We start from the raw sequence: 14136 nt of genomic DNA, 5'->3' as shown, positions 1-14136 counted from the left end.
TTTTTATTTATTCATTACTCTCTTTTTGTTGTTCTATTTTATCTGTAAACCTTTATTTTTGTATTCTTACAGATTATTTTCCAGTACTTAATATTAATATGATTATACGAAAGCATAAAGAATCAGATCGGACGAAAATCATAGATTTGCTAAGATTGAATACGCCGGAGTATTTTTCTCCCGATGAAGAGTGTGACCTTATCTATTATTTAGATAATTATGCAGATAATTATTATGTGGTAGAGGTCGATAATGTGATAGTAGGGTGCGGAGGATTCAACCTGTCGGACGATGGAGAAATAGGGAGAATTTCGTGGGATATTTTCGATACCCAAAAACAGGGAAAAGGGTATGGAAGTGCATTGACCAGATTTAGGATCAAAAAAATGAAAGAGATTGATGGTATAAAAACTATTTCTGTCAGAACATCACAATTGGTTTACCCTTTTTATGAAAAGTTCGGACTGAAGATCCGAGAAATAGTTAAAGATTATTGGGCTGAAGGTTTTGATCTTTATCGTCTGGATTCAGACATTGATCAGGTATAAATGTGAGGTATGGTTTCTCTTGTAAATATTTTAAGTACCCGAAAAAATTAGGATAATTGTAGTTCCTTTATTCTCTTCTGAGATAATTTCATACTTGATCCGGTTTTTTTCAAGAATACGTAAGGCTATGGATAATCCGATGCCACTGCCTTGTATTTTATTGGTATTATCTGCCCGATAAAATGGTTTGCTAATATTGTCTAATTGATCGGAAGGTATGCCTATTCCTTTATCAGCAATTGCTATGCAAAGATGGTCTTCTTTTTTCGAGAGTTGAATATCCACAGTGTTCCCTTGAGAGTATTTTACTGCATTTTCTATCAGATTAAACATAGCCATAAGTAACTGTGTTTTATCTTTATTGATAGACAATAGCTGTTCATCTTCGGGAAGGATATCTACGTTTACTCTAACTTTTGATCCTGTATAACGGTTCGATATTTTGCTTATTATTTCCCATATGAGATCATCAATCCGTATTTGTGTTCTAATGTCTGAGTCTTCCCTTAGATCGGATATAACAATTAAGATATTCAATATTTCTTCTAATTGATAAATTTGTTGTATCAATTTATTTGATAGCTGTTTATACTCCTCTGGGGTACGGTCTTTTATCGAAAAGACTTCGAGATTGCCCAATATCGAAGCCAAAGGTGTTTTAAATTCGTGAGATACATAATTCACAAAATTCTTTTGTATGATAAATGTTTCGGATAGTTTATTTAAAAGTTCATTAAATGTATCAGTAAGATCCTGTAACTCATCTTTGGTCTGTGGTGATTCTATCTGTACATCTAAATTTTTGGTTGAGATGCTATTTACCTGATCTATTACCTTTCTGAATGGGCGATATGCCACATGTGAAACCCATCTGCTTAATCCTATGATGGCTAATAGTCCTATTACAAAAGCTGCTAATAGAACCCATAAAAGCTGATTTACTTGCTCATTGAGATCTTCTTTCTTCTTTTTAGTGATGACTACAAAATCACCTTGGTTATCTTCATAGAAAATCCCATTGCATAAAAATTCATCGGTCGAAAAAGACAACTGTTTTTCTTTACGTATACGGTCGAGTATATGTGGTGGAATATCTGCAGGTTTAGCTCCATAACTAACCTGGTCGTTTTCGTTATATATCTGATAATAAGAATCAGAAACCGCTTCTTCGAATTGCTTTCTAATTTTAGCAAAGTCTTTGCTATTTAGCTCATCTTCTTCGAGGTAAAAAAGAGCGGTAATCTGAACTGTTTTTTTTAAGCTTTGATAGATAGATTTTTCAACATTATTATAATATAATCCATAGATAAGGAGAGATAGTATGGCAAAAACCACTCCGAATATAATAGAGCAAAACAGACTTAAACGAGTTTGTACTTTCATATGTTGAGTAACAATAAGTATCTAGTGCAGTATTATTTGAAAATCAGATACCTCATTCATTGTGAGTTCTAATCATATATCCTCTTCCTTTGATTGTTTCTATCAATTTGGTATGACCTTCGATATCAACTTTATTTCGCAGATACGATATGTATACATCTACTACATTGGTATTTGAATCATAGTTGATACCCCATACCGAATCGAGAATCTGGCTACGGGGCAGTACCTTATTTTTATTCTCCATCAGAATTTTAAGTAGCTTAAATTCCTGAAGGGTCAGTTTTATCTCGGTATTGCCTCTTTCTATGCGATGTTCGTCTATATAAAGTTTAAGATCGTCACATTCAAGTATTTCAGAGGGTGTATTGTAATTTAATTTGGCTCTGCGTGTCAAAGCATTTATACGAGCAATCAGTTCTTTGAAATGAAAAGGTTTTGCCAGATAATCGTCGGCTCCATAATCGAGAGCTTTTACCTTGTCATCGGGTTCGCCCAAAGCACTGACAACGAGAATAGGGGTATTGATTTTTTTATAGCGTGTGTATTGTAGGAGCTCTATACCATCGATATCGGGTAGCATTATATCCAGTAAAATCAAATCCCATTCCCGTTGACTGATCAGGCTTCGTGCATCAGTTCCATTTTCAGCCAGAACGACCGAAAAGCCACTTTCCACAAGTCCTTTAACTATGAACTCGCTGATGCGTATATTATCTTCTACGAGAAGTAACTCCATAAAACAGCCATTTGATTAAGGTCTCAGACCTTTTTATTGCTTTGGTGAGTATAATAGCTAAAGTTAGTTATAACTTTGGAATACAACAATAAACAGTTTATTTTAGTTTAAAATCTAAAAATAATAATTTTTTTATTGATAACATTCTTTAGTTGTAGAGAAGACCCATATGCCTGTCCTCAACGGTCAAACGCATAGGTCTGTCTCTTATCAATGAGAAAAAAAGGTATTATCTTAGTCTTTTATCTCGTCTGTAAGCAAAGTAGAATACCTGTGGTAAGACCGTAAACGATAGTAGCATACAGATTAATATTCCTCCAACAATCATAATGGCCAGCGGTCTTTGTATTTCAGAACCCATTCCGGTTGACATGGCTGCAGGAAATAATCCCATTGACCCCATAAGGGCAATCATCAGTACCGGTCTTACCCGGCTGTGTACAGCTTCGTCAATAGCCAGTCGTAGGTTATGGCTTCTTTGCATTTTACTTTTCATCAATGCAATCAGCAAAATACTATCGATTGCCGTTATGCCGAACAGGATAATAAAGCCTATTCCTGCCGATATTCCGAATGTCGTATTGGTTACCCATAGCGATATAAACCCTCCAATAAAGGCATAAGGCATGGCACTGGCTGCAATAAGGGTATCTTTAATGGTGCCGAAGTTCATATAAAGAAGAAACAATATCAGTAGTAATGCAGCTGGAACAATGACCATCAAACGCTTGGTAGCTCGTTGTTGGCTCTCGAATTCACCTGCCCACTGCATCTTATTTTCAGGTTTCAGTTGCACATTTTCCGCTACTTTCTTTTGAGCTTCTGCAATGGTAGATCCTAAATCGCGATCACGTATACTGAATCCTATTCCAACATATCGGCTGTTACCATCCCTGTAAATAAATGTAGGACCTGTAATGAAAGTAATATCGGCAATCTCTTTTAAAGGAACCTGTTTTCCATCCATCGTTGGAATAAGAATATTACCTATTTTATCTTCATTATCACGATACTCTTTCTGAAAACGGATATTTACATCAAAAGTACGTTCGTCTTCGTAGAATTTAGTCGCCGATTTTCCTCCGATAGCCATTTCGACCACTGCTTGTGCATCTGCCATAGATACTGCATAGCGAGCCATGCGTGCTTCGTCTAATTTGATTTGTAATTCGGGAAGACCTATACTTTTAAAGACATTTACATCTTCTATCCCTTTAACATCTTTAATGGAAGCTGCCGTTTGATTGGCAAGATCCTCTAACTGGTGCAGGTCGTTCCCGAATATTTTGATAACCAATGAGCTTTTTACTCCTGCGACATATTCTTCGACATTATCTTGGATGGGTTGGCTGAACCCAAAGATAACACCGGGATATATATCGAGTGAATCCTTTATTTCGTTAATCAGATCATCTTTACTGATTTTGCGATTCCAGTCTTTCTCGGGTTTCAATTGAGTATGAAACTCTATATTGAAAAATCCTGTAGCATCGGTTCCATCATTAGGTCGCCCTGTTTGTGAAAGAACAAACTCCACTTCACCGAAATTCCGCAGTTTCTTTTTCATCTGCTTTGTGATCTTTACCGATTCGTCCAGATTGACACTGTTTGGTAAAGTCGCACGGATATAGATTGCTCCTTCGTTCATACTTGGTATAAATTCGGTGCCCCAATAACAGAATCTGGCAATGCATAACGATAATAGGATACAGAACGCAATAATGGTTCCTTTTCGATATCGTGTACCGAACTCGTATATCTTATATAAAGTTGAGGTGAAAAATCGGCTGATAAAATTAGTTCTCTCTTTCAACGGTTTTGTCAATAGCACTTTACACATCACGGGAACATAGGTTAAACTAAGGATAAGAGATCCTAAAAGTGCGTATCCTAATGTGAAAGCGAGTGGTGAGAACATTTTACCTTCTACTTTCTGGAATGAGAAGATGGGGAACAGTGCCACAACCAAAATCAATTGGGCAAAGAAAATATGTGATGCAACGGTTCCGGCACTTTTCTTGATAAGTCCGCTTTTCAACGTATTTTCGTACCTGCCTTGAAGTAAAGCAGATCGTTTTTCCATCTCCACGAAAATAATCTCGACTATGACGAGTGTCCCCTCCAGAAGTAAGCCGAAGTCGAGAGCCCCCATCGAAATAAGATTAGCCGGTAATCCTTGTATACGGAGCATAACGATGGCAAATAAAAACGATAGTGGAATCACTGTAGCTACGATCAGAGTTGTTCGCCAGTTGAAAAGGAAGATAAATACCACTATGGAAACCAAGATTATGCCTTCGAGCAAATTTCGGATAACTGTATGTACAGTGGAATCCACTAAAGTTGTGCGGTCGAGAAAAGGTTCTATTTTTACATTTTCGGGTAATATTCTTTCGTTAAGTTCTGCTATTTTTTCTTTTAGATTGACAATTACATCACTCGGGTTTTGTCCCCGAAGCATGATTACGATACCTTGGACTACGTCATCATCTCCGTCAAGACCTACTTGTCCCAGCCGGGGTTTTGAAGCAACGCTTACCGATGCTACTTGTTTTACACGGATGGGGGTACCGCCTTTTACCTCGATAAGGATATTTTCGATGTCCTCTACGCTTTCGAGTAACCCTACGCCTCTGACAACAAATGCCTGACTTCCTTTTTGTATAATGTCTCCACCTACGTTTATATTACTGTTCGAAACGGCTTCGAATACCGCTAACGGAGACAGATCGTAATTGTTGAGTTCGGCAGGGTTTACTTTTATTTCGAACATCTTCTCTTCTCCACCAAAACTAGCTATGCTGGCTACTCCGGGTACAGATAATAGTTCTCGTTGGATGACCCATTCGTTAAGAGCAGCTACTTCGCGTATGGGTAAATCGCTTTTGATGACATAGCGATATATTTCTCCTGTTGCACCCGATGGAGGTTCTATTCCCGCTTCTGCTCCTTCAGGTAGTTCCAGCCCCTGCATACGGTTCGAGGCATACTGTTGTGCGTAGAAATCATCTACTCCATCTTCGAAAACAACAGATACTACTGACAATCCGAATAACGACGTCGAGCGTACATCTGTTTTACGGGGAATAGTATTCATTTCCCGCATGATGGGTAAGGTTACAAACTTTTCGATCTCTTCGGCACTACGTCCCTGCCATTGAGTAATAATCTTGACACGGGTATTGGTTACATCCGGATAGGCCTCAATAGGCGTATTTAAGTAGCATACAATACCTGCTATAAATAGTATACCTGTCAGAAAAAGTACAAGTATATGATTACGTAGGGCAAATGCTATTATATTTTCTACAAATTTGTGCATACTATATAGATATCTAGTAATGTTTTATGATATATTGAAAAGCACTAACAGTTTAGTTTATGATTGTTATGCTTGCCTGAATATGTAAGCAGTTCTATATATTAATCTTTAAGACCAGTATATATCAGTAATTGATTTTTTATAACTATGTTTTCTCCTTCTGATATTCCCGAAGTAACATAAGATACATTGTTGTGATGTCCGCTGAGGGTAACCTCTTTCGATACAAAATTATCGGGTGATTCTTCGACAACTACATAGTAGCGGTCGTTATCAAAAACCAATGCTTCTGATGGAATTGATACCAGTTTGTTATGAGTTTCATTCTTTAATCTGATTACGGCAGACATTTCAGGTTTTAACCTCAGGTCTTTATTGGGCATCACGATGCGAGCCTTAAGAACTTTTTCTTCAGGATCAAATACCTGTGACAATGAGTTTATCTTTCCATAGAAAATTTCGCCCGGATAGGATAGGGTGGTAATTTTCACCTCCTGCCCTTCTTTAACAAACAGCAGATTACTTGCATATACATTGGCCGTAATCCATACAGTACTTAGGTCTGCAATAATGAATAAAGGGTCGCCGTCTGCTGATACAGTACTTCCCGATGAAGCATTCTTGCTGACAATATAGCCACTCATGGGAGCTTTGATAGAGAATGTTCCGTTTCCTTTGTTCGACCCGAATACCGACATATCGGTTTGTATTTTACTGTATGCCGCTTGTGCCTGACTCAGTTTGGCCTGTGCCTCCATCAGTTCTTTTTCAGACAACATATTGTCGTCAAACATGGCTTTGGCGGTTTTTAATTCACGCTCTGCAATCTTAACATCCGATTCGAGACCAACACGTTCCGATTGCAGGGAACTCAACTCGGTACTTCTGATGTCGAGCAGTGTTTGCCCTTTTTGGACTTTATCGCCTAGAGAAAAATACGAACGCTCTATAATCCCTCCGATCATAGGTACGTAATTGATAACCTTGTCGGGGTCATATTCAACTTTTCCTGTCAGAGTTAATTCTTCCTCTTGGTTGCTCAATACGGCTTTGGTTGTTTGTACATTTTGAAGAAAGGCCTGCTTAATTTCCAGCTTATTATTTCCGCTGTTTATATCAGACTTGCCTCCACAAGATGCAAGGAGCAGTATTTGTAGAGCTGCGACGGTGAATGTGATTTGTCTCTTTATCATATGTTTTAGTTCTTTCGATTACTTATAGCCTTATTTTATATCCGATCCTACCGTGTATTGTAGTTCCTCGAATTGTGTATTTACCTTTTTACGAGCCGACAGAAGGGTTTCTTTATTGGTTTTATAAGAATCCATAAAGTCGATAAATTCAAGCATACTGATGTTTTTATTCAGCAGGTTTTTAGTATATACGGTGAGCATACCGTCAAGTTCCGATAGCAAACTGTTTTCGCTTACACGCTTGTAGAACCGATAGGCTAAAGCATAGTTGCCATAAGCTTCGGCTACTTCGTGTTGTGCCTGATTTTGTTGAAGTTCTGCCAGGTGAATACTTTGATCTCGACTGATACGTGCAGCTTTTATATTTCCCTGATTACGGTTGAAAAAAGGGATATCGAAACTTACACCAAAGCCAACAAAATCTTTCCAAACACCACCATAACGGTCATAATTTGCACTTACAGTAAGGTCGGGAATACGTTGAGCCTTTTCGTATGCCAGCGACTTTTCATGAAACTGCGTCTGTAATCTTGAAGCTTTTACATCAGGACGAAATTCTGAAGCCATGTCAAGCAGATTAGCTAATGATAAATTGTTTGGGTCTTGTACAGTTTGTGCGTTGTCTTCTATCACGATGACAACCGAAGGAGTAACATTGAGTAGTGTTTTAAGACCTTTTTGCTGTTCGTTAAGGTCTATTTGTGTATCGTTTGATTCGTTTTCTAATTCGAGTAAGGACGATTGCAATCTGAGTAATTCGCTTTTGGCTATATTACCTTGTGCTACTTGCTTCTGATAAGCTGTGATTAGTTGCCCTAGAGACTCTTCTTGTTGTGCGAGAACTTTTTGATAAGCTTGTAGATAGACGATTTCGTTGATTGATTTACGAAGTTCGATTTTTAGTCCTCTGAAAACTTCTTCGAACTCCTGAATAGCTATTTCTTTAGAAACCTTTTCTTGTTTTACTAGCTTTCCTCTTTTGCCTGCGGTTTGAATCAGTTGACTCAGTTCTACAGAGAATTGGGTGTTTCGGGCGAAAGAACCAAACAGAGGGGGGATCACTTCTTTTTCGCCTTCACGTTGTTTATCGGTAGTCCATAGGTTGACCGATCCGACAGATATTTCGGGGTTATCCCATAATTTGGCTTGTATAATGGCGGCATCTGCCAAATCAATATTCAGATGCTCGGCTATAAGTTGCAGGTTTTGTTTTAGGAATAATGCTTCGACCTGTTCGGCTGAAAGTTTTAGCACTTGCGGTTCTTGTGCGTAGCTATTGGCTAGACTTAAAATGCTTACTAGTAGTAATAGGTATTTTCTCATCTTTCGGAATCAATATTTTGTGTTGCAAATATATCGTCCTAAGATTAGAGGCGTTTTTGAGGTGTATTAGATATTTATTAAGGCAAGATTAGAATTGGATTAGAAAAAGAAAACGCCTGTAATTTTACAGGCGTTTATTATTTTATATAAGATCTATTAAGACCTACCTCCGGAACCAGTAGAAGGTGTCCTAGGGGTGCTAGATTCTTCTCTACTTCCAGACTCTCTGACGCTGGCCTCATTCATGTTTGTATATGTCAATATAATCTTTAATGATGAAATTATATCATTAAAGCTATCCCCATTATATTTTTTGAAAGCTTTAAGTACGATTTGAGTAGTTTCTCCCTTTTCTTCACCTGGTTTCATTGGTCCATATTGCGAATCATTCCAAGCAGTAGCAGCATAAGCAGCACAAGATTCACCTCCATAGTTTATATGTTCATACATCCATAAAGCTGCTTGTCCCCTAAAGTTAAAATCGGGTGTCATATTACCTATATATAAAGAGACTTTTGCCATTGATATATTATCATTATGACTATAAACCCTTAAATCTGGAATTAACCCCAACTCTCTATCATCTGTAGTCAATCTAGTATTTAGTGCTTTGTACGTTTTTTCTATAACCATCGTAGTTGAAGAATTAAACAAGGGGTCTATGTTTTTATATAATCTTACAACGATTTTCATATAAGGTGTTGAATCTGTTGCTCTTAATTGGGGTTTTGTTTTTTGATTCTCTAAATATTCAGATTCATTATCAAAATAGGTAATTTTATTATCATCGCTAACAAGTACAAATTTATTCTCATTCTTCCCTAGATTGTTATAGATTATCTGTGTTTCGTAGTCCAAAATAACCACAGAATCGCCTTTTTCATAATATTCAGAAGAATAGGATTTACCTTTATAGATAAACTCTATTGTTTTTAATATCGGCTTTGAATCCGTAGATTCATTACTTAAATTAGTGCTAGAAAGAATCGTATCGTCGTTTGAACATGACGAAAAAAAGAAAATAGATAAAGCTAATAAAAATAGATTTCTCATAAAATTTGCATTAAAATTTAACTTAAAAGCAAAGATAATGAAAATTATTTAAGTTAAATTATATCCTGGTTGTTTATTAAGTGGAGTTTGTTATACTGTTATTTAATAAAAAAGTCCTCTCTAACTTAATAGAGAAGACTTTTTTATTAATCATAAATATTTTTCACCAAATTAAAGTTGTTTTGAATATATACTCTCCTGGTTTAAATGTATTAACATTTACATTGTCGAATAAATCAGAAGCTGTAATATTAAATCTGATAAAATTAGCACCGTATTCGAAATTTATTGTTTCTGAGACATAATGGGACTTTTCATCCCAAAAGTAAGTTGTAAACGCTAATGGTCTGAATGTCGCATCGATAAGAGTTGAAGCAGTTACTGCCCCATTCTCTGCAACAAAATTAGTTAGCTGATTATGTGTAAATTCGCAATAATAGCATTCATCAACAGGATCCCATAGCCACATATTTTCTCTAACTACAAAGTCTCTAACATCCCATTGAGTGGGATTATCTATATAGTTATCCTTCGTACATGATCCCAATAAAAAAGAAATTGAGAATATTAATAAGGCTACTTTTGTCAGGTTTAGTAATTTTTTAGTCATATGTGATGTTTTTTTTAGTGACTTAGTTATTATACTTGCCAAAGCAATAAAAGGGTTTGCGACCTTTAGTTGTATAGTTTATTATTACAAACGTATGTAAAAATAGTGAAATAAAAAAGCATTCTTGAAATGAATCAAGAATGCTTTTATGCTGAGGGTGAAAGACGGGGCTCGAACCCGCGACCTCCTGAACCACAATCAGGCGCTCTAACCAACTGAGCTACAATCACCATTTTGTTTGCGGTGCAAAGATATATATTTTTTTTACTGAAACAAGATGTTTGCATGAAAAAAATCATCAAAAAAGAAGATCCTTTTCTCTAAAGATAGATAAGGGCTGTTAATCAGATCAATCAAACAAATTGAGTTGAATATTTCCTTTAGGTTTATCGGGCTTTTTAGCATCACCAAAGACCGTTTTACCTCTGTAAAGGTATGACTCGTCTCTTTCTTTTTGAACGATAGCATCAAAATTATTGTTGGGGGTAAATCCCCGTTCCATCTCCTGAGCAATTTTTGAGAGGTTTCGTAATGCATCCGATTTGTCTTTCTCTCCCAATCGGGAGAGGTGAACAGCCTTATCGAATATTTCGATAGTTTCGTCATATATGGTTAAAGGAACCGGAAAAGGATGACCGTCTTTACCACCATGAGCAAAACTAAATCGGGCAGGATCCGAAAAGCGAGAGGGGGAACCATGTATGACCTCACTTACCAAGGTCAACGATTGTACGGTACGAGGTCCTACACCTTCCAATAATAAAAGCGATTCTATGTCCTGTACATTTGTTTCGTGTGCTAAGGCAAGAGCTGCTCCCAATCGTTTCAGGTTGACATCTTTTGCTTGTACCTCGTGATGATTGGGCATAATTAAAGATATTTCCCGCATCAATTTATCTGGATTTTCTTTAGTCAAATCTAATATCCCCGATTTTAAAGGGCGTGCATCTTTGTCCGTCAGATTCAGTATCAATCCCTGATTCTTTCCATAAATATAGGAGTGGGGTTCTTCGGTAAAAGATTTTACGTTTTCCGACATCCAATGATAACGGCGAGCCATCTTTTCATTGGGATTCATACCCTGTTGAATAACTGCCCATTCGCCTTCGACAGTTACAACAAAAGAATGGAGATATAATTGAAATCCGTCTTGTATGGCGGTATTGTCTACTTTAGCAGATAGGCGGCTGGCTGTAACAAGTTCCGTTCCGTTTAATCCCGTTCGGTTGGCTACAGCTATAAGTTCGGTAGGAGTCTGGCGTGATGCTTTTCCGCGTCCACCACAGATATATACGCCCAATTCAGCAGAACGTACATTGATCGCTTTCTTTAAAGCATTCATAACCGAAGTCGTAATGCCTGACGAATGCCAGTCCATACCCAATACGCAGCCTAAGGACTGAAACCAGAACGGATCGCTCAGCTTTTGTAATAGAGCAGTGCGTCCATATTCAATAACAATAGCTTCTACGATAGCCCCACCCAGATGGCTCATGCGTTGTGCAAGCCAAGGCGGTACAGTTCCGTAATGCAGCGGTAAATCGGCGTGTCCTCTTTTCATCGGCTCAAAATATGTGATAGAATATCCAATACATCATTCCAAAATTATAACCTGCATGGCCGATTACGGCTCCCCATATCGAACCGGTCATTTGCTTACATCTAAAGAGTAATTGACTTAAAATAAACATGCCTGATACCCAAAGCAGAGCCGGGAAAAATAAAAAGTCCCATTTGCCTAAATTATAGATAATGCCGAAGTGTGCCAAATGAGTGACCGAAAAAGCAAGGCTGTCGAATAAGGATGCTTTTTGTTCTCCGAATCTTTCTACAAAACTCCCGTGAATAACACCTCTGTATAGGAACTCTTCGCCGATCGGGCTAAAAGTCATTCCGGTAAGAGAAAATGTTGTGAAGAGAATCAGTTTGTTAATTGCCGTTAATTCACCCGTAGGAAGTGTATATGATTTTGAAATATATACAAAACTATTGCTGATGGAATCTCCGAATAACAGATATGAGCTGACAAACATGAATGAGCAAAAGGCGGATCCAATAAGAAAAGAATAGAGCAACCATTTGTAATTCTGAGGTTTTCTTATGCCGATATACGTTCTGCCTTTTTTATTCAGTAGGATAAAAGGGGTGATCCACATGAGCATAAATATAATAGATACCAAACCATAATTTCCCGAAATATTGGCTTCGAGAACGATAATAAATCGGGGTATACCGAATAAAAGTATCAGCAGAATACCCAATTTCCAATTATAGGTAAGGATGTTTTGCCAAAAAGATCTGAGAAGTTGTTTATCCATTACTGCAAGTTTATATAGATATAGACGTAAAATTATTCTATTTATTTTTATATTCGCTTAAAGCAAGCTATTTTTGCACCGATGAAGCCAAAACAGAAACAGATAGCTGCGGTTCGTACCAAGCAAGCAAACTTTTCGTTGAGTGACGAAGAGTATAATCTGATATCTTTATACATGAAGAAGTATAAGATATCCAATAAATCGCGCTGGTTGCGAGAAACTGTGTTGGCTCACGTTCTCAAGAATCTCGAACTGGATTATCCGACCCTTTTCGGAGAAAATGAAATGCGCCGATGACAACAACTATATTAAACGATGAGTCTTTTATGCGTCAGGCTCTTAATGAGGCTAAATATGCATATGAGAAAGATGAGGTGCCTATCGGGGCAGTTGTTGTATGTCAGAATAGAATTATAGCCAGAGCTCATAATCTTACGGAAACATTAAATGATGTTACGGCTCATGCCGAAATGCAGGCTATCACTGCTGCTGCCAATGTATTGGGAGGGAAGTATCTTGTTGATTGCACTCTTTATGTAACAGTAGAGCCTTGTCCGATGTGTGCAGGAGCTTTAGGTTGGTCGCAGATCACCCGTATTGTATATGGGGCTGCCGATCCTAAAAGAGGTTACTCATTGATTTCTCCAAAATCATTACATCCAAAAACTACTATTGTATCGGGTGTTCTCGAAAAGGAATGTGCCCAATTGATGCAAGACTTCTTCAAAAGCAAACGTTAAGGGTCACAGACCCTTCTATTAATTTACGGGGTCGCAGGTATGCGATGCGGAGCCATAAAAGGGTCTGTGACCCTAGCGGATAAATACCCAATCATCACCATTTGATAAGGAAGGCGAAAAAGAGTATCCTTCGGTATCGAAGTGCTTTAAATCTTCAATCGTTGTAATCCGGTTCTGAATTACAAAACGGCTCATCAACCCCCTTGCTTTTTTAGCATATACTACTATTTGCTTGTAGCCTTTCGGGGTATCTTGTTTGAAAGATGGTGTTATTATACGTACATTCTTACCAAGAGCTTTTTTGTCGATTACTTTACTGTATTCATTCGAAGCCAAGTTTAGCCAAATATTTCCATTGGTTTTGAGCTGTTTAGCTAGGTGTTCGGTCAAAGTCTTTTTCCAGTAAGCATATAAGTCTACCCCTCTGTCGTTAACCACTTTGGTGTGCATCTCTAATCGATAAGGGTGTATAACATCCAAAGGCTTCAATGCCCCGTATAATCCTGATAAGATAGTGAGGTGTTTTTGAGCAAACTCCCAATCGCTTTCGCTAAAGGTTTTACTGTCTAATCCCAGATATACCATTCCATTATAGGCAAGAGCAGCTTGTTTTTTCGGTGCTCTACCCATACCAAAAGATTGTACATACTGATAAACATCAAGTGTTATCTTAGGATTGATGTTCATTAAAGTACCTATTTCGTTAGCTGATAAATCTTTTAGTATGTCGTTTAAATAATCGGCATCTTTTTCGAAATGAGGCTTTGTTTTTTTCTCTATTGTTGCAGGACTTTCAAAATCCAGTATTTTGGCTGGGGAAATAGTTATTATCATAGATTCTTATATTTAGGATAGAGACGCAATTAATTACGTCTCTATCGTTATAAAAAGCAAAGATATAAATAGA

Annotated in this window: 13 protein-coding genes and 1 tRNA gene; 3 read left to right on the top strand and 11 right to left on the bottom strand. The window is 37.4% G+C overall.

What is annotated here, in order from left to right:
* The first annotated feature begins 98 nt into the window (after positions 1 to 98).
* Complete coding sequence (locus G7050_RS04265) at positions 99 to 548, top strand: GNAT family N-acetyltransferase (RefSeq protein ID WP_166111667.1); 450 nt, start codon at positions 99 to 101, stop codon at positions 546 to 548.
* A gap of 30 nt (positions 549 to 578) precedes the next feature.
* Here the strand turns inward: G7050_RS04265 and G7050_RS04260 are convergent, their stop codons facing one another.
* From G7050_RS04260 to G7050_RS04215, 10 genes are all read right to left on the bottom strand, one after another.
* Positions 579 to 1931, bottom strand: coding sequence for a HAMP domain-containing sensor histidine kinase (locus G7050_RS04260; protein ID WP_166111664.1), 1353 nt, complete (start codon positions 1929 to 1931; stop codon positions 579 to 581).
* A 52-nt stretch (positions 1932 to 1983) separates the two neighbouring features.
* Positions 1984 to 2670: a response regulator transcription factor gene (locus G7050_RS04255; RefSeq protein ID WP_166111661.1), complete on the bottom strand. Its 687-nt coding sequence runs from the start codon at positions 2668 to 2670 to the stop codon at positions 1984 to 1986.
* A gap of 229 nt (positions 2671 to 2899) precedes the next feature.
* Entirely contained in the window at positions 2900 to 5992 is a 3093-nt protein-coding gene (locus G7050_RS04250; RefSeq protein WP_166111658.1) for an efflux RND transporter permease subunit, read from the bottom strand.
* Positions 5993 to 6093: 101 nt separating this feature from the next.
* Positions 6094 to 7185, bottom strand: a complete 1092-nt coding sequence (locus G7050_RS04245; RefSeq protein ID WP_166111655.1) for an efflux RND transporter periplasmic adaptor subunit — start codon at positions 7183 to 7185, stop codon at positions 6094 to 6096.
* Between the two features lie 30 nt (positions 7186 to 7215).
* Positions 7216 to 8508, bottom strand: a complete 1293-nt coding sequence (locus G7050_RS04240; protein ID WP_166111652.1) for a TolC family protein — start codon at positions 8506 to 8508, stop codon at positions 7216 to 7218.
* Between the two features lie 156 nt (positions 8509 to 8664).
* On the bottom strand, positions 8665 to 9561 hold the full coding sequence (locus G7050_RS04235) for a hypothetical protein (RefSeq protein WP_166111649.1): 897 nt from the start codon (positions 9559 to 9561) through the stop codon (positions 8665 to 8667).
* Positions 9562 to 9724: 163 nt separating this feature from the next.
* A complete protein-coding gene (locus tag G7050_RS04230) occupies positions 9725 to 10171 on the bottom strand; it encodes a hypothetical protein (protein ID WP_166111647.1) in 447 nt (148 codons plus the stop codon).
* Between the two features lie 155 nt (positions 10172 to 10326).
* Positions 10327 to 10402, bottom strand: a tRNA-His gene (locus G7050_RS04225).
* A 118-nt stretch (positions 10403 to 10520) separates the two neighbouring features.
* On the bottom strand, positions 10521 to 11732 hold the full coding sequence (locus G7050_RS04220) for a DUF763 domain-containing protein (RefSeq protein WP_166111644.1): 1212 nt from the start codon (positions 11730 to 11732) through the stop codon (positions 10521 to 10523).
* 4 nt (positions 11733 to 11736) lie between these two features.
* On the bottom strand, positions 11737 to 12489 hold the full coding sequence (locus G7050_RS04215; RefSeq protein ID WP_166111641.1) for a CPBP family intramembrane glutamic endopeptidase: 753 nt from the start codon (positions 12487 to 12489) through the stop codon (positions 11737 to 11739).
* 81 nt (positions 12490 to 12570) lie between these two features.
* Here G7050_RS04215 and G7050_RS04210 point away from each other — a divergent pair, with 81 nt between their 5' ends.
* Together G7050_RS04210 and G7050_RS04205 are read left to right on the top strand one after the other, a co-directional pair.
* The gene (locus tag G7050_RS04210; RefSeq protein WP_166111638.1) at positions 12571 to 12786 is read left to right on the top strand and encodes a hypothetical protein; all 216 of its coding nucleotides are present in this window, start codon (positions 12571 to 12573) and stop codon (positions 12784 to 12786) included.
* Positions 12783 to 13229 carry a nucleoside deaminase gene (locus G7050_RS04205; RefSeq protein WP_166111636.1) on the top strand — a complete coding sequence of 149 codons (447 nt, stop codon included), beginning with the start codon at positions 12783 to 12785 and terminating at the stop codon, positions 13227 to 13229. The genes G7050_RS04210 and G7050_RS04205 overlap by 4 nt, the downstream gene beginning before the upstream one ends.
* A gap of 72 nt (positions 13230 to 13301) precedes the next feature.
* Here the strand turns inward: G7050_RS04205 and yaaA are convergent, their stop codons facing one another.
* Complete coding sequence (gene yaaA, locus G7050_RS04200; protein WP_166111633.1) at positions 13302 to 14063, bottom strand: peroxide stress protein YaaA; 762 nt, start codon at positions 14061 to 14063, stop codon at positions 13302 to 13304.
* Between the last annotated feature and the right edge of the window lie 73 nt (positions 14064 to 14136).

Source organism: Dysgonomonas sp. HDW5A, from assembly GCF_011299555.1.
GTDB lineage: Bacteria > Bacteroidota > Bacteroidia > Bacteroidales > Dysgonomonadaceae > Dysgonomonas_A.
The sequence above is the reverse complement of the archived record's forward strand: the minus strand, read 5'-3'. Positions and strand labels throughout refer to the sequence as shown.

Coding starts and splice junctions, on each gene's coding strand:
- G7050_RS04265 (WP_166111667.1), top strand. CDS start 99: ATGATTATACGAAAGCATAAAGAATCAGATCGGACGAAAATCATAGAT.
- G7050_RS04260 (WP_166111664.1), bottom strand. CDS start 1,931: ATGAAAGTACAAACTCGTTTAAGTCTGTTTTGCTCTATTATATTCGGA.
- G7050_RS04255 (WP_166111661.1), bottom strand. CDS start 2,670: ATGGAGTTACTTCTCGTAGAAGATAATATACGCATCAGCGAGTTCATA.
- G7050_RS04250 (WP_166111658.1), bottom strand. CDS start 5,992: ATGCACAAATTTGTAGAAAATATAATAGCATTTGCCCTACGTAATCAT.
- G7050_RS04245 (WP_166111655.1), bottom strand. CDS start 7,185: ATGATAAAGAGACAAATCACATTCACCGTCGCAGCTCTACAAATACTG.
- G7050_RS04240 (WP_166111652.1), bottom strand. CDS start 8,508: ATGAGAAAATACCTATTACTACTAGTAAGCATTTTAAGTCTAGCCAAT.
- G7050_RS04235 (WP_166111649.1), bottom strand. CDS start 9,561: ATGAGAAATCTATTTTTATTAGCTTTATCTATTTTCTTTTTTTCGTCA.
- G7050_RS04230 (WP_166111647.1), bottom strand. CDS start 10,171: ATGACTAAAAAATTACTAAACCTGACAAAAGTAGCCTTATTAATATTC.
- G7050_RS04220 (WP_166111644.1), bottom strand. CDS start 11,732: ATGAAAAGAGGACACGCCGATTTACCGCTGCATTACGGAACTGTACCG.
- G7050_RS04215 (WP_166111641.1), bottom strand. CDS start 12,489: ATGGATAAACAACTTCTCAGATCTTTTTGGCAAAACATCCTTACCTAT.
- G7050_RS04210 (WP_166111638.1), top strand. CDS start 12,571: ATGAAGCCAAAACAGAAACAGATAGCTGCGGTTCGTACCAAGCAAGCA.
- G7050_RS04205 (WP_166111636.1), top strand. CDS start 12,783: ATGACAACAACTATATTAAACGATGAGTCTTTTATGCGTCAGGCTCTT.
- yaaA (WP_166111633.1), bottom strand. CDS start 14,063: ATGATAATAACTATTTCCCCAGCCAAAATACTGGATTTTGAAAGTCCT.